Origin of the sequence: Pyxidicoccus trucidator, assembly GCF_010894435.1 — a bacterium.
GTDB lineage: Bacteria > Myxococcota > Myxococcia > Myxococcales > Myxococcaceae > Myxococcus > Myxococcus trucidator.
In genome coordinates, this window is sequence record NZ_JAAIXZ010000028.1 from 68,966 (window position 1) to 95,067 (window position 26,102).

Annotated in this window: 22 protein-coding genes; 16 read left to right on the top strand and 6 right to left on the bottom strand. The window is 70.2% G+C overall.

Annotated elements, in window-relative coordinates:
* The first annotated feature begins 172 nt into the window (after positions 1-172).
* Together rtcA and G4D85_RS44965 are read left to right on the top strand one after the other, a co-directional pair.
* Positions 173-1,189 (top strand): RNA 3'-terminal phosphate cyclase, encoded by a 1,017-nt coding sequence (gene rtcA, locus G4D85_RS44960; protein ID WP_164020634.1) that lies wholly within the window; start codon positions 173-175, stop codon positions 1,187-1,189.
* Positions 1,190-1,311: 122 nt separating this feature from the next.
* Positions 1,312-2,460, top strand: coding sequence for a serine hydrolase domain-containing protein (locus G4D85_RS44965; RefSeq protein ID WP_164020636.1), 1,149 nt, complete (start codon positions 1,312-1,314; stop codon positions 2,458-2,460).
* Between the two features lie 40 nt (positions 2,461-2,500).
* Here the strand turns inward: G4D85_RS44965 and G4D85_RS44970 are convergent, their stop codons facing one another.
* Genes G4D85_RS44970 through G4D85_RS44980 form a run of 3 tightly spaced genes read right to left on the bottom strand, consistent with a single transcriptional unit; the run spans position 2,501 to position 7,062 of the window.
* Positions 2,501-5,740 carry a hypothetical protein gene (locus tag G4D85_RS44970; RefSeq protein WP_164020638.1) on the bottom strand — a complete coding sequence of 1,080 codons (3,240 nt, stop codon included), beginning with the start codon at positions 5,738-5,740 and terminating at the stop codon, positions 2,501-2,503.
* A gap of 12 nt (positions 5,741-5,752) precedes the next feature.
* Complete coding sequence (locus tag G4D85_RS44975; RefSeq protein WP_164020640.1) at positions 5,753-6,703, bottom strand: hypothetical protein; 951 nt, start codon at positions 6,701-6,703, stop codon at positions 5,753-5,755.
* Positions 6,700-7,062, bottom strand: a complete 363-nt coding sequence (locus G4D85_RS44980; protein WP_164020642.1) for a hypothetical protein — start codon at positions 7,060-7,062, stop codon at positions 6,700-6,702. The genes G4D85_RS44975 and G4D85_RS44980 overlap by 4 nt, the downstream gene beginning before the upstream one ends.
* Positions 7,063-7,350: 288 nt before the next feature.
* On the opposite strand from G4D85_RS44980, the gene mutM reads away from it, so the two are divergent.
* From mutM to G4D85_RS44995, 3 genes are all read left to right on the top strand, one after another.
* Complete coding sequence (mutM, locus tag G4D85_RS44985; protein WP_205525995.1) at positions 7,351-8,208, top strand: DNA-formamidopyrimidine glycosylase; 858 nt, start codon at positions 7,351-7,353, stop codon at positions 8,206-8,208.
* A 72-nt stretch (positions 8,209-8,280) separates the two neighbouring features.
* Positions 8,281-8,517, top strand: coding sequence for a hypothetical protein (locus G4D85_RS44990; protein ID WP_163998428.1), 237 nt, complete (start codon positions 8,281-8,283; stop codon positions 8,515-8,517).
* A 15-nt stretch (positions 8,518-8,532) separates the two neighbouring features.
* Complete coding sequence (locus G4D85_RS44995; protein ID WP_164020646.1) at positions 8,533-9,906, top strand: sigma-54-dependent transcriptional regulator; 1,374 nt, start codon at positions 8,533-8,535, stop codon at positions 9,904-9,906.
* 1 nt (position 9,907) lies between these two features.
* Here the strand turns inward: G4D85_RS44995 and G4D85_RS45000 are convergent, their stop codons facing one another.
* Positions 9,908-10,606 (bottom strand): hypothetical protein, encoded by a 699-nt coding sequence (locus G4D85_RS45000; RefSeq protein ID WP_164020648.1) that lies wholly within the window; start codon positions 10,604-10,606, stop codon positions 9,908-9,910.
* Between the two features lie 105 nt (positions 10,607-10,711).
* Between G4D85_RS45000 and G4D85_RS45005 the strand changes: the two genes are divergently transcribed.
* From G4D85_RS45005 to G4D85_RS45025, 5 genes are all read left to right on the top strand, one after another.
* Positions 10,712-11,917, top strand: a complete 1,206-nt coding sequence (locus G4D85_RS45005; protein ID WP_164020650.1) for a response regulator — start codon at positions 10,712-10,714, stop codon at positions 11,915-11,917.
* A gap of 57 nt (positions 11,918-11,974) precedes the next feature.
* On the top strand, positions 11,975-12,724 hold the full coding sequence (locus G4D85_RS45010) for a YebC/PmpR family DNA-binding transcriptional regulator (RefSeq protein WP_164020653.1): 750 nt from the start codon (positions 11,975-11,977) through the stop codon (positions 12,722-12,724).
* A gap of 23 nt (positions 12,725-12,747) precedes the next feature.
* Complete coding sequence (gene ruvC, locus G4D85_RS45015; protein ID WP_164020654.1) at positions 12,748-13,326, top strand: crossover junction endodeoxyribonuclease RuvC; 579 nt, start codon at positions 12,748-12,750, stop codon at positions 13,324-13,326.
* Positions 13,323-13,931 (top strand): Holliday junction branch migration protein RuvA, encoded by a 609-nt coding sequence (gene ruvA, locus G4D85_RS45020; protein WP_164020656.1) that lies wholly within the window; start codon positions 13,323-13,325, stop codon positions 13,929-13,931. The genes ruvC and ruvA overlap by 4 nt, the downstream gene beginning before the upstream one ends.
* Before the next feature lie 276 nt (positions 13,932-14,207).
* Positions 14,208-15,731 (top strand): ELWxxDGT repeat protein, encoded by a 1,524-nt coding sequence (locus G4D85_RS45025; RefSeq protein ID WP_164020658.1) that lies wholly within the window; start codon positions 14,208-14,210, stop codon positions 15,729-15,731.
* 53 nt (positions 15,732-15,784) lie between these two features.
* Here the strand turns inward: G4D85_RS45025 and G4D85_RS45030 are convergent, their stop codons facing one another.
* A complete protein-coding gene (locus tag G4D85_RS45030) occupies positions 15,785-16,864 on the bottom strand; it encodes an MBL fold metallo-hydrolase (RefSeq protein ID WP_164020660.1) in 1,080 nt (359 codons plus the stop codon).
* A gap of 461 nt (positions 16,865-17,325) precedes the next feature.
* Here G4D85_RS45030 and ruvB point away from each other — a divergent pair, with 461 nt between their 5' ends.
* The 6 genes from ruvB (at position 17,326) to G4D85_RS45060 (ending at position 24,363) form a co-directional block, all read left to right on the top strand.
* Positions 17,326-18,357, top strand: coding sequence for a Holliday junction branch migration DNA helicase RuvB (gene ruvB, locus G4D85_RS45035; RefSeq protein ID WP_164020662.1), 1,032 nt, complete (start codon positions 17,326-17,328; stop codon positions 18,355-18,357).
* A 19-nt stretch (positions 18,358-18,376) separates the two neighbouring features.
* On the top strand, positions 18,377-19,849 hold the full coding sequence (locus G4D85_RS45040) for a hypothetical protein (RefSeq protein WP_164020664.1): 1,473 nt from the start codon (positions 18,377-18,379) through the stop codon (positions 19,847-19,849).
* A 473-nt stretch (positions 19,850-20,322) separates the two neighbouring features.
* Entirely contained in the window at positions 20,323-21,267 is a 945-nt protein-coding gene (gene lpxC / locus G4D85_RS45045) for a UDP-3-O-acyl-N-acetylglucosamine deacetylase (RefSeq protein ID WP_240359891.1), read from the top strand.
* Between the two features lie 47 nt (positions 21,268-21,314).
* Positions 21,315-22,412 carry a thioredoxin domain-containing protein gene (locus tag G4D85_RS45050; RefSeq protein WP_164020668.1) on the top strand — a complete coding sequence of 366 codons (1,098 nt, stop codon included), beginning with the start codon at positions 21,315-21,317 and terminating at the stop codon, positions 22,410-22,412.
* A 28-nt stretch (positions 22,413-22,440) separates the two neighbouring features.
* On the top strand, positions 22,441-23,676 hold the full coding sequence (locus G4D85_RS45055; RefSeq protein WP_164020670.1) for a DUF4388 domain-containing protein: 1,236 nt from the start codon (positions 22,441-22,443) through the stop codon (positions 23,674-23,676).
* A 57-nt stretch (positions 23,677-23,733) separates the two neighbouring features.
* Entirely contained in the window at positions 23,734-24,363 is a 630-nt protein-coding gene (locus tag G4D85_RS45060; RefSeq protein WP_164020672.1) for a hypothetical protein, read from the top strand.
* A 25-nt stretch (positions 24,364-24,388) separates the two neighbouring features.
* Here the strand turns inward: G4D85_RS45060 and G4D85_RS45065 are convergent, their stop codons facing one another.
* Positions 24,389-25,987: a leucyl aminopeptidase gene (locus tag G4D85_RS45065; protein ID WP_164020674.1), complete on the bottom strand. Its 1,599-nt coding sequence runs from the start codon at positions 25,985-25,987 to the stop codon at positions 24,389-24,391.
* Between the last annotated feature and the right edge of the window lie 115 nt (positions 25,988-26,102).

Here is a 26,102-nt window from a genome sequence, read left to right on the forward strand (position 1 = left end):
CAACCCGAGGGCTCCATGAGGTGACCATGCCGGGATGAAGATGCCGAGGCGCCCGCTTCCCCCTTAGAGGCCGAAAGGCCGCCAGGATGGGGGGAGCGGGCGCCGCTATTTTTGGGTAGGTGTCAGACTGTCCCGGTTGGCTCGTGGGTCGCGGGGAGCGAGGAGGCTGAAGATGGTGCGCATTGACGGTTCCAAGGGAGAGGGTGGCGGTCAGGTGCTGCGCACGGCGCTGGCGCTGTCGCTGGTGACGGGGACGCCGTTCACCATCACCAACATCCGCGCGGGCCGGAAGAAGCCGGGCCTGCTGCGCCAGCACCTCACGGGGGTGAAGGCGGCGGAGGCGGTGGGCGCGGCGGAGCTGTCGGGCGCGGAGCTGGGCTCGCGCGAGCTGACGTTCCGTCCGCGGGCGCTGGCGGCGGGCAACTATCACTTCTCGGTGGGCACGGCGGGCAGCGCGACGCTGGTGCTGCAAACGGTGCTGCCGGCGCTGCTGATGGCGGGCGGGCCGTCCACGCTGATGCTGGAGGGTGGGACGCACAACCCAGCGGCGCCGCCGTTCGACTTCCTCCAGAGGGCGTACCTGCCGCTGCTGCGGAAGATGGGGCCGGCGGTGGAGGCGACGTTGGACAGGCCGGGCTTCTTCCCGGCGGGCGGCGGGAAGTTCCGCGTGGACGTGCGGCCGGCGCCGCTGAAGCCTCTGAGCCTGCTGGAGCGCGGACGGGTGCTGCGCCGCGACGTGAAGGCGGTGGTGGCGATGATTCCGTTCGACGTGGCGAAGCGCGAGCTGGAGACGGTGGCGGGGGCGCTGAAGTGGCGGCCGGATGAGTACCGCACGGAGGAGCTGAAGCGCTCCCCGGGCCCGGGCAACGTGCTGGTGGCCGAGGTGGAGAGCGAGCACGTGACGGAGGTCTTCACCGGCTTCGGCGAGCGCGGGAAGCGGGCGGAGGAGGTGGGCGAGGAGGTGGCGGCGGAGGTGAAGCGCTACCTGGACGCGGAGGTGCCGGTGGGCGAGCACCTGTGCGACCAGCTCCTGCTGCTGCTGGCGCTGGCGAAGGGCGGAAGCTTCCGCACGCTGCCGCTGGATGGGCATGCGGAGACGCAGCTCGACACGATGGCGCACTTCCTCGACGTGAAGGTCCAGGTCCGAGAGGTGTCGCGCGAGGTCCGCGAGGTGGAGGTGCGGGGGTAGCGGTGACGCCTCAGTGCACGAGGCCCACCACGCAGTCCTCGAAGACCCTGCTCACGACATTCATCTCTTCGCTCCTCTGCGGCGCCCCAGGTCTGCATAATCACCGCATGGAGCCTGGAGCCATGACCGCCCCCCTGCTTGCCGTCGCCGCCCTCACCCTGCTCATCGGCTGTGCGGCGACCCCCTCGAGCACCCGGGCGCTCCCCGCCACGGCTGCGAGCACCGTGGATGCACTCTTCAGCGACTACAGCGGTCCGGAGCGCCCCGGAGCGAGTGTTGTCGTCATCAAGGATGGGCAGGTTGCACTCAACCGGGCCTACGGCCTGGCCGACCTGGACCGGCGAGCCCCCGCCACGCCCGAGAGCAACTACCGCCTCGCCTCACTCAGCAAGCAGTTCACGGCCATGGGCATCCTGTTGTTGGTGAAGGACGGCAAGCTGCGCCTCGATGACCGCGTGGTGGACGTGCTCCCCGGCTTCCCGGCGTACCTGCGCGAGGTCCGCATCCATCACCTGCTCCAGCACACGTCGGGCATCTGGGACTACGAGGACTTCGTCCCGGCCACGCAGACGGTGCAGGTGAAGGACCGCGATGTCCTGGACCTCCTGGCGCGCACCGACCGCACCTACTTCTCGCCGGGGACGGCGGTGCGCTACAGCAACTCCGCCTACGCGGTGCTCGCGCTCGTCGTGCAGCAGGTGGGTGGGGTGCCGTTCTCCCGGTTCCTTCACGAGCGCGTCTTCGCCCCGAGCGGGATGCAGGCCAGCGTGGCCCATGAGGAGGGTGTGTCGACGGTTGCGCGGCGCGCGTACGGCCATGCCGTCGGCCCGAGCGGCTTCATCCCCAGGGACCAGAGCAACACCAGCGCCGTGCTGGGAGATGGCGGCATCTACACGTCAGTGGTGGACCTGGTGGCGTGGGACCGGGCGCTGGATACGCATGCCCTCATCAGTGCGGAGGCCCAGCAGCAGGCCTGGACGCCGCCGACGCTTCCGGACGGCACGACCAGCAGCTATGGCTTTGGCTGGTTCGTCGATGAGGACCGCGGCCAGAAGCGCCTGTCCCACCACGGTGAGACGTGTGGCTTCACCAACGCCATCGTGAAGTATCCGGACCAGCGCCTCACGGTCATCGTCCTGACCAACCGCGCGGGCGGCGAGCCCTGGCGGCTCGCGCAGCGGGTCGCGGACGTGTGGCTCGATGGCGCCGCGACGAAGCACGGAGCGAGAGACCCGACCTGGCCCTTCGAGCGCATGCCCAACGCGCATTAGCGGGTGGGGGCCGCCGAAGTCTCCCAGTACGCGAGCGCCGTCAGGGCACGAAGTCCATCGCCGGGATGTTGGTGGCGGCGTACACGACGACGTGCCCTTTCTCCTCGAAGTAGGTGGTGTTGGCGCTGAGGGGCACCGCGGTGGGGCCACTCGCGACGCCAATGAGGGAGCCGATGGGCATGAAGGGCTTCAGGCAACGCCAGGGCCAGGGCACGAGCGTGGCGTGCTGAGCGCAGGTCCCCGCCTTGGGGTAGAGCAGCTCGCACAGCGCTGGAGGGGCGTTCCATCCGCAGCCGCAAGGGATGTTCGGGGGCGGGAGGGGGGAATGGAAGACGTGGCCCGCGCCGCACGTGTATTTGAGCTGGGTTGTGTAGGGGCCGCCAACGTGAGCTACGCACGGGGAAGGATTCCCGCAGGTATTGCACGAGGTGACGACAGTCCCCGCGTTCGGTGCCCCCCCGCACGTCACGCATGGAGGCGGCATCGGCCCCCACCAGTGGACTCTGTTGCAGGCCTTGTTCGAGCACGTCACCGTCGGCCTGGCGAGGGGAGGCGCCGCCGGGTGGGTCGCGCAAGGGCGCGGACCCGAGCAGTTCGAGCACACCGTCGCGAACCCGACCCTCGTGTGCGCGCACTTGTGGTACGTGGTCACCGCGGCTGCGCACCGTGAGCACGCGCCCGCTCCCGTCCGAGTCGCGTTGCACGTCCCGCACCAGACTGTCTCGGTGGGTCTCTGGCAGTTGCCCGCCGCGACGGAGTGGTTGTCAGGGTGGTCGTCGCAGTAGAGCTGTCCGTCGTTGATGCGCGCCGTCGAGCTGCGCCGCTGGCCGTCGACATTGAGGACGGGACCGGTGGGATTGGGGGCACACACGACACCGCCGCCGATGGAGCTGCCCCATGAGGGGATGAGGTGGACCTGCACCTTGGGCTCGCCGCTCACGGCGCGGTTCGTATAGAAGTCATTGAGCTTGCTCTTGTTGTGGTCCAGGCACACCTCGATGCCGAAGGTGATGTCATCGATGGTGACCACCGAGCCCCCGCCCAGGCCTGACTTGCTGACCTCCGAGCCGAGGTTGGGCTTTGCGCCCAGGGTGTCTCGCGAGCCGCTCGTAGGCAGCGCGAGGCGGCCCGCGTCGTCATGGATGTCGATGAGCCGGCCGCCCCCGCCCGGCGTGCTGTTGAAGGGGTCCTTCCCCAGGTTTGGCCCGAGGAAGTCGATCCACGAGATGTTCTCCTTGTCGATCACCGCGCTCTTCAGCCCTCCGTCTCCGAGGTGGGGCGCGGGCCAGCCCTTCTGGACCATGGCCACGTTGAACACCTCGGTGGCCTTCGGCTCGAGGAGCTCGGCCTTGCCCACGGTGAACGTGGTCTTGTTGTTCGCCAGCGTGAGCGTGTACTTCCCCGGCCCGAGCTGCGTGCAGACCTCGATGTCGTCATCGACGCCGGCCGAGTCCTTGACGGTCCACCGCGCCGCCGGTGCGACGCCGTTGACAATCCAGTCGCACACCGGGGAGACGACGACGAGTTGGGTCTTGGGCGGCGTAACGTCCATCGACTCAATCCACACGCGGGACTGGAGGAGCACCGCCGGGGCCGCGTTCAACGCGTGCTTGCCAACGAGCGTGAGCGTGTACTGGTTGAGCCCGATGTTCTGGACGGTCCGGATGGGTGCGGTGACGAGGAGCTGATTGATGCGCCAGGTCACGTCCGGGGCTGTCGTTGCGTTGTGGACCGTGAGCTTGGTGTCAACGCCGGTGTCGTCGATGGCGGCGATGGTCACCGCGTGCTTCAGGTCGTCTTTGTGGGAGAGCCGCGGCCCGGCGCCCGCGTCCCCGTGCTGCAGGTAGCCGATGGCGGTACCCATGACAAAGAGCCAGTCGGCATAGGCGAGCTTGTCGGTCTCCTCCCTGACTTTTTGCACGATCGTCTGGAGCTTCTCGACCGGGTATCCACCCTTCTGACCCCGGAAATAGAACTCGGGAGCCATGAAGACCTTGAGGACGTCCGCTGAGGCGTTGACGTTCGGCGCGGCGAGCTGGATGGCCTCCTTCATGGCATCGCAGCGCGCGGCGATGTCCGTGTCGTGATTGGCATCGCCGAGGTACGCATTCGCGTGGGTCCCGGGTTTGACGTCGAACGCGACGAACTGCACCTGCTGGTAGCGATACGCCCGCACCAGCGTGGGCATCACCGCGACGGCGAGCCCGTTCTCCTCGTCCTCTCCGCTGTGCGCCTGGAGCTGCACGCGGTACGGCATCTTGGTGCGGTCGACGTCGACCTTGCTCCACTTCTTGAGCGGGTCGTTCAGGAGGTCGTATTTCTTGTCCGTCCGGAGCTTGTCTTTGGAGAGCGGCGCGAAGAAGACGAGAGCGTCGTCCTTGTCCCAGATCGAGAGCTGCCCGCGCACGAGCTTGCCGTTGTCGTCGTGGATGTCCCATTTGACGACGAGCGAGGCGTCGTCGAGCGGCGCGCCCGGCGCGTGCTTCCACCGCGGACTCCAGGGCTCGATGAGGAGCCTGGCCTTGTTGTCCGCATCGTCCTTGTAATAGCGGACGAGCACGTTGTACGGCGCCGAGCCATGGGCGACGTAGACGTCGGCCATGCCCACCTTCTTCAGGACGCCCTTCGTCGCCTCGCTCTCGCCCTTCCAGGCAGGGGCCTTCTGCGCCACCGCGGGGGGGCGCTTGTCCGCAACCTCCAGGCACTTCAGCCGCTGGAAGAGGTGGGTGGTCCCCGGGGCATCCCGGGTATCGCAGGGCACCTCGACCAGCTCCTTCGGCTGCGCCAACACCTGCGGGTTGGAGAGGCGGACGTCGTAGTACTTCGTCGCGTGGACCTCGAAGTCGACCTTGCTCGCGTGGGCCGACACTCCCTCGAGCCGATACTCGACCTCGCAGGTGTCCGTTCCGGGCTTGAACCAGCGGGTGAGCTTGGTGATGGCGACCGCGCAGACCGGGTGTCTGCGTTTGACCTTGACCGTGTGGGTCTTTGCCAGCTCCAGCGCGGGGACCGGCTTCCACGGCTCGGGCTTGTAGATGACCTTGGTCGTGCCGAGCGCAGGATCGATCTCGGACAGGAGCGGGTTGTCGTTGACCTTGGAGCAGCCCACGAGCTCGACGAGGGCGCGGTTGATTTCGCCCGGGTCCCGGGTGCCCCAATTGTAGAGGCCTACGTCGTCGAGCTTTCCGGTCAGGCCATTCTCATCGAGGATGGCGCCGAGCGTCTTCTTGCCTAGCGGGAGCTCATACTTGGGCGCGCGCTTGTCGAATACCCTGATCATGATCGCTCAACCTCACGCCGTGTTCAGCTCTACGAACTCGTACACCTCGGGCTCGCCGTCGTCCGGGAGCTCGAGCGTGACCACTTCACACCGCGTCGCGGGCCCCTGGACCTGGGGGATGTCCGCGATCTTCCTGGGCGCACCGTCGGTCTCGAAGGGCTTCGAGGCGCCGTCCCCCGGCCACTGGAGCGTAAGCCTGGCCTTGTCGAGTCGCTTGGGGCCGACGCCCGGCTCGTCCCGCACCACGTCGAACGTGAGCCACGAGAGCTGCTCCGCGTAGAAGGTGAAGCGATGCTTGCCCACTGGCAGCACGATGGCGGGCGCATCCACGGGTTGATTCGCCTGGTCGAAGAAGCGGTGTGGCGCGTCGCCGTCGAAAGTGAACGCGACGGCATAGTGGGCCGGGTTCATCGGCTCGCCCTTCCAGCGCGCGAGCCCCGCACCATCCGTTCGCTCGTCGAGGACTTCCTCGCCGATCTTGACGCGCACGCCGGGCACACCCGAGCTGTCGTGCTTGAAGCGAAGCATGATTTCCGGCCTTGCCAGCACCGGCACGGGAATCACGCAGATGGGGCACTCCTGCGCGGGAACCCTGACGTTCGCCTCACGGGGTTTTCCCAGGACCTTGTCGGGGTCGGGCAGGTCGACGGCCGTGACGTGGAACTCCCCCGGGTTGCAGGGCAGGAAGCGGGCGATCCCGCTCGCGTCGGTCCTCTCCTTCCGGTCGATGGGTTCGTCCGAGCGGAGATACCGGGGGGGCTTGTTCTTCCCGACCCGCTCCTCTTTGTATATCCGCCCTGTTCCCGAGATTGCCCCCTGCGCACCGGGGATGCCCTCGCCGTCGTCCTCCCGGTAGACGATTACGATGAGCCCCGTGTTCATGAAGGGGCATGGCATGACCTGCTGTTTCAGGAAGGTCCTGGAGGCCCGCTGCGACGCCTTCCTGGCGGCCTCGAAGTTCATGGCGCTCTCCTGGCGGAGGTCGCCTCCAGGCGGGCATAGACGACCTCCATCCTCGTGGAGGGAGGAAGCTCTGCGTCGCGGAGGACGCGGCCAATCCAGCGTGTCCCGGCCGCGTCCTCGAAGTCCGGACCGAGCTCGTGGAGCAGGAAGACGTACCGCATGACCTCGTCGCCGCTCGTGAGTCCGATGCGCGTCGCGCGGGTGATGCCATCCTCGATGAGCGTGCGCATCGCCCGGTGTTCGAGGACCCTCGGGTCATCGGGGAACACCTCTGGCAAGGCGAGGAGGGTGTCCGTGATGAAGCGCTCCCGGGCTGGAGCGTCGAGAACCTCCATCTGCCTGTCTCGGATGACCAGCATCTACGGAGGAGAGCCTCGGTAGGTTGCGGGTGTCAACCGCAGAGAAGAGACAGAAGCGATGCGGTTGCAAGAATGCTCGAGTGGATGCGGCTTCGACCGGGCCATGAGTCCGCACGAGAAGTCGCGGGTGAAGGTGCCCAGGCCGGAAGAAGGCGAGAGAGGGAAGGAGCGGTTGCGGAGCCGCGGGAGCCCCTGCCCGTGCAGCAGCCGGGCAGCGCTGGCGCGCAACCTCGTGAGTAGCGCGAACCCCAGCCTACGCAGCAGTGTATGTGCGGAGGAGGTGTCCGCGTGGCTGAAGTTCCCGAAGTGGAAATCATCGTCAGGGATCTCCGGCAGGCTGTCGTGGGCCGGCGCTTCACGGAGGTCGAGGTGCTCGCACCGGCCGCCGTGCGCTTCCCGTCGCCGCCGGACTTCATCGCGGAGCTGCGCGGACGCAGCGTCATCGCCGCGTCCCGGCGGGCCAAGTTCATCCTGCTGTCGCTCGCTGACGGGAAGACGCTCGCCATCCACTTCATGCTGTGGGGAGACCTCAAGCTCCGTCCCCTGGGCAGCGAGCGCCCTCCGGCGACGCTCGTCGTCTTTTGCCTGGAGGGTGGCGAGGAGCTCCAGCTCACCGACACCCTGGGCTATGCGCGCGTGGCGGTGGGCCGCGCCTCCGAGCTGGCCGCGCGCCTGAAGCTGGAGGAGCTGGGGCCCGAGGCGCTCGATGACACCTTCACCCCGGAGGTGCTCGCTCGGCAGCTCCGGCGCCGCGGAAGCCCGCTCAAGACGGTGCTGCTCAACCAGCGTGTCCTCGCGGGGCTGGGCAACCGTGACGCGGACGAGAGCCTGTGGCACGCGGGGTTGGACCCGCGCCGGCTCGCGTCCTCACTCACGACAGAGGAGGTGGCGCGCCTGCACCGCGCCATCCGCCACGTGCTGGAGGAAGGGCTGAGCCTGCGCGGCACGCAGAAGGACCTCTTCGGCATCCAGGGCCAGGCGAAGCACCGGCGCAATGTCTTTGGCCGCACCGGCGCTCCGTGCCCGCGCTGCACCACGCCCGTCTCGCACCTGCGCATCGGCGGGCGCAACACGCACTGGTGCGCCTCCTGTCAGCCCACGGAGGGCGCTCCGGCCGAGCCCCCCGCGCAGTCGTCCCTGTTGTGAGCCATTACGAAGGGCCCTGAGTCCTCCCGGGCCCGGGTGTGCGGCGGGCCGCTCCGCTGCTATGAAGCGGGCGTGTCCGACGTCACCGAGCCGCCATCTCTCGATGCCGCGCTGGCCCGAGCCAGCGAGGAGCTGGGCTTCCCCAGCTACTACCAGTCCACCGTGCGCCCGCTGCTGCGCAACCCCGAGGGGCGCTGGCCGCGCTGCTGTGGCGGAGGCTGTGAGCCCTGCGCCCAGACGCTCATCCGGGTCGCCCTGCGCGCGCTGGAGTTGATGGGCACCCCGCGCCAGAGCCCGCTGCCGGACTGAGCCTGGAGACCCCGAATGTCCGCACCGCATGCGCTGCTGCTCGTGGATGACGACGCCGCTTTTCGCAAGGTCTACGGCGGCCTGCTGCGCGACGCGGGCTACGAGGTGGTGGAGGCTGCGGACCGCCCCTCCGCCCGCGCTGCCTTCGACGCGCGCGCGTTCCCCCTCGTGCTGTTGGACTTGATGCTGCCGCCGGATGGCAGCGTGTCCGCGGGGCTGGAGGGGCTCGGCGCGCTGCTGAGCGCCCGGCCCGGCACCAAGGTCATCGTCATCTCCGGAGTCGGGGACACGCGCCACACGCTGGAGGCCGTGCGCCTGGGCGCCTACGACTTCCTCACCAAGCCGGTGGACCCGGACGTGCTCCTCGTCGTGGTGCAGCGCGCCCTGGCCCGCGTGACGCTGGAGCGTCAGGTGGAGTCCCTGCGCACGTCGCTGACCCGCGCGGCGGGGGACTCGGCGCTGGTAGGGCAGAGCGCGCCGTTCCTCGCCGCCGTCTCGCTGGCCGAGCGCGTGGCCGCCAGTGACTTGCCCGTGCTCGTCACCGGAGAGAACGGCACGGGCAAGGAGTTGCTCGCGCGCAGCGTACACCTCAAGAGCCGCCGCCATGCCGGGCCCTTCGTCCCCATCAACTGTGGCGCGCTGCCGGAGTCGCTGCTGGAGAGCGCCCTCTTCGGCCACGTGAAGGGCAGCTTCACCGGCGCGACGAAGGACCACCGTGGCCTCTTCGCGGAGGCGGACAGGGGCACGCTGTTCCTCGACGAGCTGGGGGACATGACGCCCTCCCTCCAGGTGAAGGTGCTGCGCGCGCTGGAGACGGGCGACATCCTCCCGGTGGGCGCGGACCTGCCGGTGAAGGTGGACGTGCGGCTCATCTCCGCCACGCACCAGGACCTGGGGCGGATGCTCCAGGAGGGCACCTTCCGCGAGGACCTCTTCTGGCGCGTGAAGGGCGTGGAAATCAGACTGCCGCCCCTGCGCGAGCGCGCCTCGGACCTGCCGCTGCTGGCGAAGCACTTCCTCAACCAGTGCGCCCACCTGTGCCCGGACGGGCGCGCGCGGCTGCTGTCGGACGCCGCCGCCGAGGCGCTCGCGGCCCATGCCTGGCCCGGCAACCTGCGCGAGCTGAAGCACGAGATGCAGCGCGCCACCGTGCTCGCCGGCGAGCGCCGCGAAATCCAGCCCGAGGACCTGTCCTTCACCGGCAGCGAGCGGCCCCGCGCCAGCACTCCCGGCGCCACCACGCTGGCGCAGAAGGTGGAGGCGCTGGAGCGGCGCGAAATCGAGGAGGCGCTCAAGCGCTGCGGCGGCAACCGCACGCACACGGCCGAGGCGCTCGGACTGTCGCGCCAGGGCCTGCTCAAGAAGCTGGAGCGCTTCGGCCTGACGTGAGTCAGAAGAGGCGCGCGCCCAGGCCCAGCCGGGTGGACCAGCCCAGCCGCGTCTCGCCCTGGCCCACGCGCTCGCGGAAGGTCTCCACGCCCAGCTGGCCCGACGCCAGCACCGACAGGTTGGAGCCCAGGTACACCTCCACACCACCACCGCCGAGCGCCTGGAACCGCCGCGCCTTGTCCTGCGACAGGCCGATGTCGATGGGCAGGTCCACCAGCCCCAGCAGCGCCACCGTGTCCGCCACGCGGTAGCTGGCCACCAGCCCCGGAGACACCCGCAGCAGCACGCCGGAGAAGTTGTCGTCGTCCATGTACGTGGCCCCGGAGTTGAGCACCACGCCCACGCCCAGCGAGGGCGCCAGCGCCAGCGCCCCGCGCTCGTACACCCTGCGCCGCGCCGCCAGCTCCAGCGCCGCGGACAGCTGGAACCACTGCAGCCGCCCGCGCGCCTCCAGCTCGAAGCCGGAGATGCCCTGGCGGAAGCCGACGCCCAGCTCCGGCGCGCCGACGAAGCCGTACACGGACGTGGCGCCGTCCGGCAGCGTCGCCGGGGCCACCACCGCGCCCAGCGGGTCTCCGTCCACCCCTTCGCTTCGCACCGCGTCGGGCACGGTGACGGGGGCGGCTTCCTGGGCGGCGGTCTCCAGGGACACCAGCAACAGCGCGGACACGAGCAGTCGGGACGGGGCAGGGCGCGTCATGGCGAGCACCCTACCTCGCGAAGTCGCTCCCTGAAACCCAACGATTCCGGGGGCTTGTACGGAGCTGAATGATCTGTCAGGCTTGCCTGGAAGACTCAGGAATCCATGGCTGCCGCGCTCTCGCAACCTTCTCCGCGCACTGAACCGGGTTCCTCCGCCTCGGCGGAGACGGGCCCGCGTCGTCGTGCGTCACGAGGGCGCTCGCGGGTGCTGCTGGTGGACTCGGATGCGGGCGCGCAGGCGGTGCTCGCGGCGGCGCTGGCGCAGGCGGGCTTCGAGGTGCTGATGGTGGGCAGCGCCCACGCGGCGCTGGATGCGCTGTCGCAGGACGGCAAGCTCCCGCACCTGGTCGTCTCCGAGGTGGAGCTGCCGGACGGTGATGGCTTCAGCCTCTGTGGCAACGTCCGCGCGGACGCGCGCACGGCGCACCTGCCGGTGGTGCTGCTGGCGCGGCGGCAGGAGGACTTCCACAGGGACCTCGCCGGTGGGGTGGGCGCGGACGACTACCTGCCCCAGCCGGTGCTGGTGGAGGACGTGGTGGCGCTCGCGCGGCTGAAGGCGGGCCGGCGCACGGGAGATGCCGCCTTCGAGTCCCACACCGCGCGGCTGTCGCTGGGGCACGTGGCGCGGGCGCTGCTCGCGGGCGTGCGCTCCGGCCGGGCGGTGCTCGCCGAGGGCGAGGGCTGGTTCGCGTTCCGCCACGGGCTGGTGGTGGATGCGGTGTTCCACGGTGAGCGCGGGAGCCTGGCCTTCCGGCGCATGCTCGCTTTCGGCAGCGGCGCGTACGCGGTGGCGCTGGGGCCGGAGCTGCACAAGGGCTCGTTCACCATGGACCGCGCGTACCTGTGCGAGACGGTGCTGCCGGGGCTGGAGCGCTTCGACGCGCTGCGCGCCCGGGGGCTGCCGCTGGCCTCGCGGCTGACGGTGGACTTCGCGCGGCTGGCAGAGGTGCTGTCCACGCTGCCCGAGGACGTGGGCGAGGTGGTGCGCCTGTTCGACGGCCGCCGCACGCTGCGCGCCATGCTGCTGGAGTGCCCCTTCCCGGAGGCGGTGGCCTACGAGGCCTCCACGCGGCTGTTCTCGCTCGGAGTGCTGGTGCCGGCCTGCCTCGTGGAGGAGCGCGAGCGGGCCCGCTGCGGCTCCAAGGTGCCCGGCTTCTTCGAGCCCAGGCCCTCCACCGAGCCGACGGTGGAGCTGGTGGGGGGCGCCCAGCCCCCGGTCATCCTGACGTTCCCGAAGCAGCCCGCGCGCCCCGGGAGTGGGCCGGAGGACCTGGAGTCCTCGGGGCGCTCGGACGACGCCGGGATTTGAAGGGTTTGACTCGGCGGCCCGGGGTGCGAGACAAGGCCCGCGAGAGGCCCCACACCCATGTCCGGTCATAATCGGTGGTCGAAGATAAAGCGCCAGAAGGCAGCCATGGGCGCGACCAAGGGCAAGCTGTACTCCAAGGTCATCAAGGAGATCACCGTCTCCGCGCGCCTCGGCGGTGGAGACCCCACCGGCAACGCCCGCCTGCGCGTCGCCCTGGGCCTGGCCCGCGAGGCGAACATCCCCAAGGACACCATCGAGCGCGCCATCAAGAAGGGCACCGGTGAGCTGGAGGGGGAGAGCTACGAGGAGGTGACGTACGAGGGCTACGGCCCCGGTGGCGTCGCCATGCTGGTGGAGTGCCTCACCGACAACCGCAACCGCACCGCCGCCGACGTGCGCTCCATCTTCGGCCGCTACGGTGGCAACCTGGGCGCCGAGGGCGCGGTGGCCTGGATGTTCCAGAAGAAGGGCGCCATCACCGTCAAGCCCGGTCCCACCGAGGATGCGGTGATGGAGAAGGCCATCGACGCGGGCGCCGAGGACGTCCTCAACCACGGCGACGAGGGCTTCGAGGTGCGCACCGCGCCCGCGGACCTGCACACGGTGGCCACCCGCCTGGAGGCCGCCGGCCTGGCGCTGGGCGAGCAGAAGTGGACGTTCCTGCCGCAGAACACCCTCCATGTGGAAGGTGAGAATGCGCGCGGCCTGCTCAAGCTGATGGACGTGCTCGAGGAGAACGACGACGTGCAGAACGTGCACGCCAACTTCGAGCTCGACGACGCGGTGATGGAGTCCCTGTCGCAGTAGCGGCGGGGGGAATGGAGCGGGACATGCGCGTGCTCGGCGTGGACCCTGGCAGCCGGTTCATGGGCTACGGGGTGGTGGAGGAGAAGCGGGGGCGGCTGGCGCACGTGGGCCACGGCGTCATCAAGGTGGACGAGTCGGCGCCGCTGGCCTCCCGCCTCAAGGACTTGCACGCCGCGCTGGCGGAGGCGCTGGCACGCTACCGCCCGGACTCGGTGGCGGTGGAAGGGTTGTTCACCTTCCGCAACGCGCGCAGCGCCCTGGTGCTGGGCCATGCGCGCGGCGTGGCCCTGCTGGCCGCCGCGCAGGCGGGGCTGACGGTGTACGAGTACGCGCCCGCCAAGGTGAAGAAGTCCGTGGGCGCGGGCGGTGCGGACGGCAAGGACGCGGTGGGGCGGATGGTGCGCACGCTCCTGTCGCTGGGGGCGGAGAAGTTCGAGCGCGCGGACGCGAGTGACGCGCTGGCGGTGGCGCTGTGCCACCTCAACCAGGGCCGGGCCGGAGTGCCGTCGGCCATGGCGGCGTCGGGCAAGAAGCGCAAGGGCGCGGCGGCGCTGCTGGCGGACCGCCTGGCGCCCTCCTATCGGAAGCCGGAGGCGAGATGATTTCGCGGTTGCGCGGGACGGTGCTGGAGAAGGACGCGGACGACGCCACCATCGACGTGGGCGGCGTGGGCTACCGGGTGAACTTCTCCACCCTGGCGCTGGGGAAGCTGCCGGTGGACGGACAGCCGGTGGACGTGCGCGTGCGCACGGTGGTGCGCGAGGACGCCTTCGAGCTGTTCGGCTTCCTCACGAAGGGCGAGGAGGACCTCTTCCAGCTCCTCACGGCCGTCACGCGCGTGGGGCCCCGGCTGGCGCTCATGGTGCTGTCCGGCATGGAGGTGCCGGAGTTGGTGGCGGCGCTGTCTCGCGGCGAGGTGGCACGGCTGTCCAAGATTCACGGCGTGGGCAAGAAGACCGCCGAGCGGCTCGTCCTGGAGCTGAAGGACAAGGTGAAGAACATCCACCTGGAGGCCGTGTCGCGCGGGACGGCGCCGGCCGCTATCGGAGGCAGCCACTCCGACCTCGTCTCCGCGCTGCTCAACCTCGGGTACAAACCACCCCAGGCGGAGAAGGCCGCGGAGCTGGCCAGCCAGCGGCTGGGCGCGGAGGCTACCTTCCAGGCCCTGTTCCGCGAGGCCCTCAAGGCGCTGCGCTCGGGGGGGTGAAACGGACTACCGGCCGTGGGTGTGACGGCGGTGTGACGAGAAGCCTGGAGTTCCAGGCGCAGTCCGCCGAAGCTCCATTCCTCTAAGAATCCGAATCGGTCCGCGGCCCAACGCGCCCGCTGTCGGCCTGTCGGCATGGGTCGGAATGCGTAGCGGGATGGCGGACAGCCTGAGCCATTTCCTACCTTGGTCTGAGTAGACTCTTACGTCATGAGTATCACTTTCCAGCTCCGACGGTGGAAGCCAGCGCTCCGCCGAGGACAAGGGGCTGCTCACATGAAGTCTTGGCGTGGCGTTCCGGTGCTGGTGTCCGTGCTCTCCGGGCTGGTGGTGGGGTGTGGCCCTGTACCGGAGGGTGAGGTGGAGTCGGGTGCGGTGGAGTCAGCCCGGGAGTCGGAGGCTGTTGTCGGAACGGTGACGGCGGAGGGCGGGCTGATCCCCAACGGAGGGTGGGAGGTCTGCGACGATGTCACGCAGCGCGTGCGGGACATCCACCCCACGGCGAGCTCGACGCCGGACGCGCTGGTGGAGGTCAACGGGCGGCTCGTCTTCATCGCGGATGATGGCCAGCATGGCCGGGAGCTGTGGGTGAGCCTGGGGCAGGGACGGCCCACGTCCCTGCTGAAGGACGTGAATCCGAAGGGGCACGCGACGCCGCGCTCGCTGACGGTGATGGGTCGCTGGCTGTTCTTCGTCGCGGACGACGGGGACTCCGGGCCCGAGCTGTGGCGCACCGATGGCACCGAGGGGGGCACGGCGCGGGTGAAGGACGTGGCGCCGGGAAGGATGGGCGCCGTACCGGACCAGCTCACCGTGGTGGACGGCACGCTCTACTTCACGGCGAACGACGGTGAGCACGGCCGCGAGCTGTGGCGCACCGACGGCACGGAGAAGGGCACGGAGCTGGTCCGGGACTTCACGCCGGGCATGTACTCGTCCGACCTCGACAAGCTGACGGCGTGGGAGTCGGGCCTCGCGCTGGTGCGCTACGACCCGGCCACCTGGAACACCGAGCTCTGGAGGTTGGACAAGTGGGGCCGGATGAGCCGGCTCTTCATCCTGGGCTACGGGGTGTTCGAGGAGCTGGAGCCCGCGGGCCGACAGCTCTTCTTCACGGTGGACGCAGGCACGGGCGAGGCGGACCTGTGGGTGACGCGCGACACGCCGGGGACGGCGAAGTGGCTGCGGCACTTCCCGGGCCAGCACCCGGTGAGTCTCACGGCGCTGGAGGATGCGGTGTACTTCGTCGCCGGAGGCGAAGGGGACTTTGGCGTCCCTGGCGACCCGGTGCACGGCAGTGAGCTCTGGACCAGCGACGGAACGGTGTGGGGCACGCGGATGGTTCGGGACATCCGCTTCGGCCCGGAGAGCGCGTTCGCCCCGGGGTATGTGCCACAGCTCGTCGTGCTGGAGCGCACGCTGTACTTCGCGGCGGACGACGGGTTCTTCGGCCGCGAGCTGTGGCGCAGTGACGGGACTCCCTGGGGGACGTGGCTGGTGAGGGACCTGCAGCCCGGCCAGGCCGGGAGCGACCCGGACGCGCTGACGGCGGACACGGGCTGGCTGTTCTTCTCCGCGTCCACGTCGGGGCACGGGAGCGAGGTCTGGTACAGCGGCGGGTGGCCCTGGGACACCCGGCCGCTGGCGGACATCGCGTCGGGGGCCGCGTCCTCTGACCCGAGGTCCTTCGTGCGCTCGGGGTGGGACGTCTTCTTCGCGGCGACCGACAGCGCCGGAGACCGGGAGCTGTGGTCGGTGCCGTTCCGGCCGACGCGGTACTGCGGCGACCGGGCACGCTGAGCGACTCCAGGCCCGCGCCGGTGACACCTGGCGCGGGCCCATGAAGGCTGGGGCTACGCCGCGCGCCGCGCCGCGGGCGTGGGGCGCACGTCGCCGAAGTTGGGCGCGGGCAGGACGATGGTGGGCGCCAGCGCGGGCGCCATCAGGTGGGACGTGAGCTGCGAGGACGGATGGAAGTTGACGAACGCGCCCTCCACCGCGGACGTGCCGGCGAACAGCTTCTCCACCACCATGGACGAGTACTGGTTCAGCGAGTCCTCGCGGGTGTTGCCGTTGAGCACCACCTCCCAGCCCATGTGCTCCGCGTAGCGGCGCACGCCGGGGATGGCGGACAGCAGCGGCGTGTAGCACTCCGTGGCCACCCCATTCTCGCTGACGACGAACACCTCGCGCGAGGTGGCCACCGCCAGCGACATGTTGCCATGCGTGTGGCCCGGCGTGCTGAGGATGGCCGCGCCCTGGCCCAGCCACACGTCGCCGTCCAGCAGCACCACGCGCTCGTGCGGCACCTCCGCGCCGCCCGGCACGAACCACACCGTCTGCATCGGGTGCAGGTCCTTCACCATCTCCCACTCCGCGCGCTGCACCAGCAGCCTGGCCCGGGGGAAGTAGGCGGGCAGCCCGTCCCCGCCCAGCCAGCCGCGCAGGTCCTGGATGTGCAGGTGGTCGAAGGCGATGTAGTCCACGTCCGCGGGCGTCAGCCCCAGTGACGCCAGGTGGCTCTGCACCGAGCCGTGCCGCGAGGACATCACCTTGTCGGAGACGAACGCGCCATAGCGCTCGCGCAGCGCGCGGTAGAAGGGCGCCGCGTAGCCCTTCTCGTAGTCCGACGGGTTGAACAGCAGGGTGCGCCGCTCGCCCTCGCGGTCCACGAACTGCACTACCTGCATGCGGTTGGTCATCATCACGTACGGCGCCGGAGACAGCGCCGCCCCGCTGAAGGCGAACTGCGCGGGGTACGGGAAGGTGATGAGGTCACACGTGGCGATGGCCGCCACCGGGCCTTCCCGGACGAAGGCCTCGCGGGCATCCAGGGCCGCGCGGCGGAGCTTCTGCAGCTTCACGCCGGGCACCGACTCGGCGCGGGCACCAGCGAGGGAGGGGAGGGGACGGAACGCGGGGCTCGTGTGCATGGGGGTCACCGGGTCAGGTCGAAGACCGTCTTCACGGACTGGAATCTGGCACGCGCCAGATTGGCCTCAATCGCCTCCTGGTAGCGAGCCAGGGGGAAGGTGTGCGTGACGAGAACGGAACAGTCCGGGCCTTCCTTCCGGGCGCCTTGAGCACCGCTCGCAGGCTCACCGCCAGCGGCTCCAGCAGCACGCCCTCCTTGTTGCCCACGCCCGCCGGAGCTGGGAGGGGGGCGCCACCATTTCCGTGCCCATGCCGCCCGGCAGCTCGCGCTGGTATCCGAGCATCTGCCCGGCCGCCAGGCAGCCGTCGGCGGTGTGCTCGCAGCCGTTCTCCTGCCCTGCGTCGAAGACGACCCCTTCATGGCGGTGGGCGCTCCCTGGCTGCTCGGCCGGCGGGCCTTCCGAGTCTAGCCTCGCCAGATGTGCGGCGACACGCGCGCCCTTCCTGTATAGGGTTCCAGATGGTCATGGCGAGGAAGTCCGACACACTCTCGGAAGAGGTCCAGCCCGAGGACGTCCGGCTCGAGGCCTCCCTGCGTCCGCGCTCGTTCGACGAGTACGTGGGTCAGGGGCCGGTCGTCGAGAAGCTCAAGGTGTATGTGCAGGCGGCCCGCGCCCGTGGGGACTCGCTGGACCACTGCCTCTTCTCCGGCCCCCCGGGCCTGGGCAAGACGTCCCTGGCGCACATCATCGCGAACGAGCTGGGCGTGGGCATCCACGTCACCAGCGGCCCCGCCCTGGAGCGCAAGGGCGACCTGGCGGGCCTGCTCACCAACCTCAACGCGCGCGACGTCCTCTTCATCGACGAAATCCACCGCCTCAACGCCGCCGTGGAGGAGTACCTCTACCCGGCCATGGAGGACTTCCGGCTGGACATCACCATCGACACCGGGCCCGCCGCCCGGGCGATGAAGATTGATTTGCCGCCCTTCACGCTCATCGGCGCCACTACGCGCACGGGCCTGCTCACCTCGCCGCTGCGGGACAGGTTCCAGATTCAGGAGCGCCTGGAGTACTACGACGCGAAGGCGCTGGAGCTCATCCTCCACCGCTCCGCGCGCATCCTCGGCATCCCCCTGGACAGGGACGCCGCGCGCGAGGTGTCCACCCGCTCGCGCGGCACGCCCCGCATCACCAACCGGCTGCTGCGCCGGCTGCGCGACTTCGCGGAGGTGGAGGGCGACGGGAAGATCACCCTGGAGCTGGCGAAGAAGTCGCTCGACAGGCTGGGCGTGGACGCCAGCGGCCTGGACTCCATGGACCGCAAAATCCTGCTGACCATCATCGACAAGTTCGGTGGCGGCCCGGTGGGCGTGGAGACCATCGCCGCCAGCGTGGGCGAGCAGCGCGACACGATTGAGGACGTGTACGAGCCCTTCCTGATGCAGGAGGGCTTCCTCCAGCGCACGCCCCGCGGGCGCATGGCCACGCACCGCACCTACCAGTACTTCAAGAAGCAGCCACCGCCCACGCCCCAGGGCAACCTCTTCTGAGACTAAGCTCCTCCGCGCCATGAGCCAGGACACGCCTCCCGCCACCGCCTCCGGACGTGACTTCTACGCGGACCTGATGCGCGCCTCGCAGACGTCGCGCGCCGGGTTCCTCGCCGAGCGCGAGCGCTGGCTGCGCGGCGTGCCCGTGGAGGGCCGCGAGGAGCTGCTCTTCGAGTTCGAGATGCTCCTGCGCGCGGTGGAGCGCTACCTCAACCTCAACACCGTGGTGGACGCGCGCGACAGGCCGCTCGTCACCCGCGACTTCCACGAAGAGCTGGCGGACGTGCGCGACGCCATGGACCGCGCCCTGCGAGTCGCGCGCCACCTGCAGGACCCGGACAGCGACCAGAAGATGGTCTTCCGCAAGTACGTGGAGACGCAGCTCGCGGACGACCGCATCCGGCGCGCCCTCATCGAGGAGGAGCTGGACCAGGAGACGCCGCCCGAGAGCCTCTTCGTGCTGCGCGAGGCCTTCGACGCGCTGAAGAACCTGCTGGACCACCTGCTCAAGCTGCCCGTGGCCAACCTCGGCCTCTTCCAGGACGTGGGCAAGCTGGCCCTGCGCGAAATCGTCCTCAACCGCTACTTCCGCCCCTTCCGCCCGCTGGAGTTCCGCGTCGAGTACGACCGGCTCAGGTCGGTCCGGCTGCTGGACACGCTGGGCGGCCTCCCCGAGGACCAGCGCACACTCTTCTCCACCGTCTTCCTCGGCCTCTTCCGCCTGCTGCACTACCTGGCCTACGTGGACGCCGAGGGCCAGCCGCCGTACTCCCGCCGCGTGCGCGTGCTGCTGGCGCTGGTGCGCAGCGAGGCCAACTCGCTCGCCTCGTGGATGCACTCGGAGCTGTCGCCGAAGGCGGCCTCCAAGTCGCTGCAGGCCGCCACGCTGCGCGCCGCGCGGGACATCGCCCGCGAGACGGAGCGCGTGGCCCGCGAGGTGCTCGTCAACCTGGACCGCGACGTGGAGGCCCCTTCCCGCGCCGCCGCCGCCTTCACCACGCTGCTGCGCACGCAGGTGGTGGTGCTGGTGGAGACGCTCGCCCCCAACGGCGGCCTGGCCGACGGCGTCTTCGACGAGCTGATGAGCCCGCAGGACGCGGCGCTGCGGCTGCGCAAGGACTTGTGGGTCTACGCCCAGCTGTGCCGCACCGCGGAGACGCACCTGCGCGCCGAGGACGTGGCCGCCGCCGAGCGCGCGCTGGACGCCCTCAAGGCCTTCCTCGACTACTTCCACGCCGGCGGCTACCAGCTGCTGCGCTACGCGGACTACGACGCCTTCGACCGCTTCACCTCGCTGCTGGTGGAGCTGCCCTGGCCCCCGGAAGGGCCCGGCATCCGCGCCCGGCTCGCCGAGGACCTGCGCCGCTTCACCCAGACGCTGGAGTCCACCTTCCACGCCGTCAGCCGCCGCACCCTCCTGCAGGGGCGTGGCTTCGACCGGCAGGAGGCGGAGGCCCTCCGGGACCGCTTCCTCCCCGCCCCCGCCCGCTGAGGGCAGGACACCGGCGCCCTACCACCCCCACGCCCCGTGCGAGCACCTCTTCACCCGGGGTCGCTCCGGGGCCTGGTTTGCACCTGTCACTGCCTTGCGCTATTGACGCGCCCATGTTGCCTGGAAGACACGCTGCGGCATCGCGGGTCGGGCGAGGGGACGCGGATTCCGGGTTCTGACGAATCCCGGACATCGGTGTCGCGGTAGCGGGAGGAATCACCGGGCTTCACACAGGGGGGAGGGTGCCAGACCGGAACCGGCACCCGCCACGACGCACTGAAAAGGCGAGCCATTCCAAAGGGTTGACTCGCCTCAAGGCCCTTCGGGCTCCAGCCAGCAGGTCACGAGGTCGTGGCGTGCCGATTGCAGAATCAGCGCGTCGCGTCAGATCACTGATGAACGTTTCCGGGTCCAACCGGCGGGACCCGGACCGGAAGTCCCGCAGCACCGAGCAGCCACGAGGCGACACCAACATGCGACCGTCCTCCTACAACCAGCGCACCGTTTCCAAGACTGCCAGCCTGCAGGGAGTGGGACTCCACTCCGGCGCCAAGGTGACGCTCACCCTGCGTCCCGCGCCCGCCGGGCATGGCATCGTCTTCGTGCGCACGGACCTGCCCCGGCCGGTGAGCATCCCCGCGCTGGCGGAGTACGTGGTGGACACGGCGCTGGCGACGACGCTGGGCCGCGACGGCGTGCGCGTGGGCACGGTGGAGCACTTCATGTCGGCGCTGGCCGGCCTGGGCATCGACAACGTGCGCGTGGAGCTGGACGGGCCGGAGGTGCCCATCATGGACGGCAGCGCGGCGCCCTTCGCGGCCCTCGTCCACGAGGCCGGCGTGCGCGAGCAGGAGGCGCCCAAGGAGCTGCTCGTCATCCGCAAGGCCGTGTCCGTGGTGGATGGTGACAAGCAGGCCTCGCTCACCCCGTCCAAGCACTTCCGCATCAGCTGCACCATCGACTTCGAGCACCCCGTCATCCAGGGCCAGTCCTTCGACCTGGACTTCAGCGACCGGGACTTCTCGCGCGAAATCTCCCGCGCCCGCACCTTCGGCTTCCTGCGCGACGTGGAGAAGCTGAAGAAGCTGGGCCTGGCGCGCGGCGGCTCGCTGGAGAACGCCATCGTCGTGGACGAGGTCTCCATCCTCAACCCGGACGGCCTGCGCTTCCCGGACGAGTTCGTGCGGCACAAGATTCTCGACGCCATCGGCGACGTGTCGCTGTTCGGCCGCCCCGTCATCGGGCACCTGACGGCGTACAAGACGGGCCATGCGCTCAACCACAAGCTGGTGCGCAAGGTGCTGTCGGACCCGAGCTGCTACGAAATCGTGCCCGCGCGGCGCCGCGAGCTGGAGGGCCTGGACCTGGGCTTCACCGGCCTCGCGGGGGCGCTGGAGCTGGAGCCCCTCGTCGCCTGAAGCCATTTCCTTGCAGGTCGGCTTTAGCTCGACTAGGACGCGAGCTTATGCTCAAGCCCACCCGTGTCATCCTCGCCGCTCTCCTGGCGGCCTCCATCACCGCCGGCTGTAACAAGGAGAAGGCGCCGGTCACCGCTCAGGGTCCGGCCGCCACGGCACAGCAGGCCAACGCGGGTGAGCCCGCGCCCGATGCCGTCGTCGCGACCTTCGGCGACGGGCAGAAGATTACGTACAAGGAGCTCAACGAGAAGATCTCCGAGCCGCTCTCCAACCTGGAGAAGCAGAAGCACCAGCTGCGCAAGCGCGGCCTCGAGGGCATGGTGACCGAGAAGCTGGTCGATGCCGAGGCCAAGAAGCGCAACCTGACGCAGGAGCAGTACCTGAAGGCGGAGATCGACGACAAGGTCCCCGCGCCTCCCGAGGAGCGCATCAAGGAGGTCTTCGACGGCGCCAAGGGCCAGCTGCCGCCCGGGTCCACCTTCGAGCAGATGAAGCCGCAGATCGTGGACTTCCTCAACCAGCAGCCGAAGCAGGAGCGCGCGCAGGCGCTGTTCGCGGAGCTGCGCAAGAACGCGAACGTGCAGATCACCCTGCCCGAGCCCCCGCGCGCCCCGGCCGAGCGCAAGCAGGTGGCCGCCACCGGCGCCGCCAAGGGTGGCAAGGAGGGTGCGCCCATCACCATCGTCGAGTTCAGCGACTTCGAGTGCCCGTTCTGCAGCCGCGCCAACCCGGCCGTGGACCAGGTCATGAAGGAGTACGGCGACAAGGTGCGCCTGGTGTTCCGCCACTTCCCGCTCGACTTCCACAAGAAGGCGCCGAAGGCCTCCGAGGCCTCGCTGTGCGCCGGCGACCAGGGCAAGTTCTGGGAGATGCACGACCTGCTCTTCGCCAACCAGCAGAAGCTGGACGTGCCGGACCTGAAGGCCCACGCCGCCACGCTGAAGCTGGACACGGCGAAGTTCGACAAGTGCCTGGACTCCGGTGAGAAGGCCTCCGTCATCCAGGCCGACCTGGAGGAAGGCAAGAAGGCGGGCGTGTCCGGTACCCCCGCGTTCTTCATCAACGGCATCCTGCTGTCCGGGGCGCAGCCGTTCGAGGAGTTCAAGAGCATCATCGACGAGGAGCTGAAGACGGCGCAGAAGTAGTCGCGCGCGTCGACGGGGGACACGGGCCGTGGCGTCGAAACCGAAGGCCACGCCTCGTGTCAGCGGTGAGCAGGCCTCGCTCGACCTCGAGCGGCCGCTCGCCGCCGGCCTGTCCCCCTCCCGTCCCCTCTCGGCCTGGTTCCACGGGCCCGAGGGGATGGTCCTCCTCCAGGAGCCCTCCGGGTTCGCCGGCTTCCTCGCCGGCAGCCTGGGGACGCTCTCCGTCGAGGAGGTGTTCGCCCACGTCCTGTCGGGCATCCGCAGCGGCCTGCTGGCCGTGCAGCACGGCACGGTGCGCCGCACGGTGTCCTTCCGGGACGGGCAGGTGGTGTTCGCCACGTCCACGGAGCGCTGGGAGCGGCTGGGCGCGGTGCTGCTGCGGCTGGGGCTGCTGACGCAGGCGCAGCTGACGCAGGCGCTGTCGCGGGTGACGCCCTCGCGGCGCATCGGCCAGGTGCTCACGTCCGAGGGCCTCGTCTCGGAGGCCAACCTCTACAGCGCCATGACGTACGTGGTGCGCGAGGTGGTGCTCAGCCTCTTCGACCTGGTGGACGGCAGCTTCCTCTTCATCGAGGGCCCCGCGCCCATGGCGGACGTGGTGAAGCTGCCCGAGCGCACGCGGGAATTGGTGCTCACCGGCATCAAACGGGCGGAGGAGCTGTCCCGCCTGCGCCGCCGCTTCCAGGAAGACATGCGCGTGGAGCCCGGCCCGGAAGGCGCTCTGCCCGGCGAGGCGCGCCTCTTCACGCGGCTGGGCGCGGGCGCCCCGCTGGGCGACGTGCGCGCGCTCTACGAGGGCGGGCCCTACGCCTTCTACACGTGGCTGGACGAGGCCGTGCGCGGCGGCCACCTGGTCGTGCGTGCCCCCGCGCCGCCCCCGGCCCCCGGGCCCGCGGTGGAGGGCATGGCCTGGGAGCTGCTGTCCGCCGAGGAGCGCTACAATCTGCTGCTGTCCCTCATCCACCGGGCGCTGCGCGACGCGGGCCGGGAGGAGGACTTGCTGCGCGGCTTCCTGGACTCGCCACCGGCGGGCCTGGAGGACGCCTTCGCCGGGGTGACGCCCGGCCCGGACGGGCGGGTGGACGTGGCGCGGCTGGGTGCCAACCTCGCCGGGGGTGGCGAGGCGGTGGGGAGGGCCCTCACCCTGGAGGCGATGGACGCCATTGTCTCCTATGCGCTGTTTTCGGCGCGCAACGTGCTCCCTCCCGAGGTGGCAGAGAGGCTGTCCAACACCTACCGCACACTCCAGGGGGGACTGGCCTAGGGGGCGCCCCGTGCCCACGTTCGCGTTCACGGCCTTAGCGGGCGGGGGACGAGCGACATGGGCGCGATGCGGAAGCTGGCGTGGGGACTCCTGGTGCTGAGCACGGCCTGCAGCGGCTCTCGCGCGGCGGTGCAGGACTCCCGGGGCGGGGACGTGGGCCTGGAGCAGGGCGTGGGCGGCTCCGGGACGGCGGGCCACTCCACCGCCCGCCGCTACGTGGACGAGGACCTGGGCTTCGAAATCATCCGGCCCACGGCGGACTGGCAGCTCGACGAGACGAACGAGCGCACGCCGGAGGGGCTCTCCATTCCCGTCATCCTCCGCCACAACACCTCCGGGGCGCAGGTGGTGCTCCAGGTGGCCCCGGCGGTGGCGTCTCCCACCCAGTTCGCGGAGCGGCTGACGGAGGGGCTGCGCCAGCAGCCGGGCTTCACCACCACGGACCCGGCGCCGATTCCGCTGTCGGAGAACGCGGTGGGCTTCGACTTCCAGGTGGGGGACTCGGTGCTGGGCCGCGTCGCCGTGCGCGAGGGCCGGCCGGGCCGCGTCCTGATGATGCTGGCCACGTGGCCCGCGGAGTCGCCGGACGGCGTCACCCAGAGCGTGGACGCCCTCATCGCCGGCGTCCGTCCGCTGCCCGGGCCGGAGCAGACTCCGGCCACGGTGTCCCAGGCGCCGCGCCGCTAGACGCGCCCCAGTCCAGACGGCGTTGCTACCGCGCGGCCTTGCGCGCGGCCTTCTTCGCCGGCTTGGGAGCGGGCGTCGCGGGCTCGTAGGCCTCGGGGTTGGAGGCCATCGTCTCCGTGCGCAGCCGCACCCACTCCACCAGCGTGCGCAGACCCGAGCCCGTGCCACCCTTGCTCAGGTAGCCGCGCTCCTTGGGGCTGTTGGACGGGCCGGCGATGTCCAGGTGCACCCACGGCGTGTCCCCGACGAACTCCTTGAGGAAGAGGGCGGCGTTGATGGAGCCGCCCCAGCGCTCGCCGGAGTTCTTCATGTCGGCGACCTCGGAGCGCAGCGCGTCCTTCTGCAGCTCCGTCACCGGCAGGCGCCACATCTCCTCGCCCGCGGTGCGCGCGGACTGGAGCACCTCGTTCACCGTGCCGTCGTGGTCGCCGAAGGCGCCGACGATGTAGTTGCCCAGGGCGATGATGCAGGCGCCCGTCAGCGTGGCCAGGTCGATGACGGCGGACGGCTTGTGCTCGACGGCCCAGGTGAGCATGTCGCCCAGCACCAGGCGGCCCTCCGCGTCCGTGTTGGTGATCTCCACCGTCTTGCCCAGGCGCGAGGTGAGGATGTCGCCCGGCTTGTACGCGGTGCCCGAGGGCATGTTCTCGCACGCGCCGATGAAGGCGTGCACGGGGAAGGGCGGCTTGAGCGCGGCGATGACCTTCATGGCGCCCAGCACCGCGGCCGAGCCCGCCATGTCCGTCTTCATCTCCACCATGCCCTCGGTGGGCTTGAGGGACAGGCCGCCCGAGTCGAACGTAATCGCCTTGCCCACCAGCGCCAGCGGCGCGCGCTTCGCGTCGCGCGCGTTCTTCGGCGTGTAGACGACGTGGATGAGGCGCGGCTCCTCGGCGCTCCCGGCGGTGACGCCCAGGAACATGCCCATGTTGAGCTTCTCGATTTCACGCCGGCCGCCGATGGTGACCTGCAGGCCGCCTTCCTTCGCCGCCTGCCGCGCGGCCTCGGCCAGCACGGTGGGCGTCACCGCGTTGGGCGGCTCGTTGACCAGGTCTCGCGCCCAGTTGGTGGCGTCCGCCACGCGCTTCGCCAGGGCCAGCGCGTCCTCCAGGCCCTTCGACTTCTCTCCGCCGTCGGGCAGCACCAGGGAGACCTTGCTCACCTTCGCCGGGTTCTTGTCCTCGCGGGCGGAGGACTTGTACTTGTCGAAGCGGTAGGCGCCCAGCGCCAGGCCCTCCACCACCGCGCGCACCGTGTTCTCCGCCGCGTCCGTGGCCGGCAGGACGAAGGCCACCGAGCCCGCCTTCAGCCGCAGCGCGGCCTTCACCGCGCGCCCGGCGGCCAGGCGCAGCACCTCCGGGTGGAAGCGGGCGCGGTTGCCCAGCCCCAGCAGCAGCACGCGCTCCGCGGTGGCGCGGCCATGCGTGTGGATGAGGAAGGACTGCTCGGCCTTGGCCTTGAAGCCCTCCTGGGCGGCGGCGCCGCGCAGGCGTCCCTCCAGGGCGGAGTCGGCCGCGGCCAGGGAGGACGGGGCGGTGTCCGCCAGCTCGCCCTCGAAGAGCGGGATGACGAGCAGCTCGCCGCTTGCCTTCGTGACGTCGCCGGAGACGAAGCTGAAATTCATGGGCCGATGAGCTCCTGAACGGATGGAAGGGGATGCAGAAGGTCGCGGACTGTAACGCCCACCCTGTTGCGCGCAAAGCGCTCGATTTCATTCGAGCATTGCAATGACGGGGTGC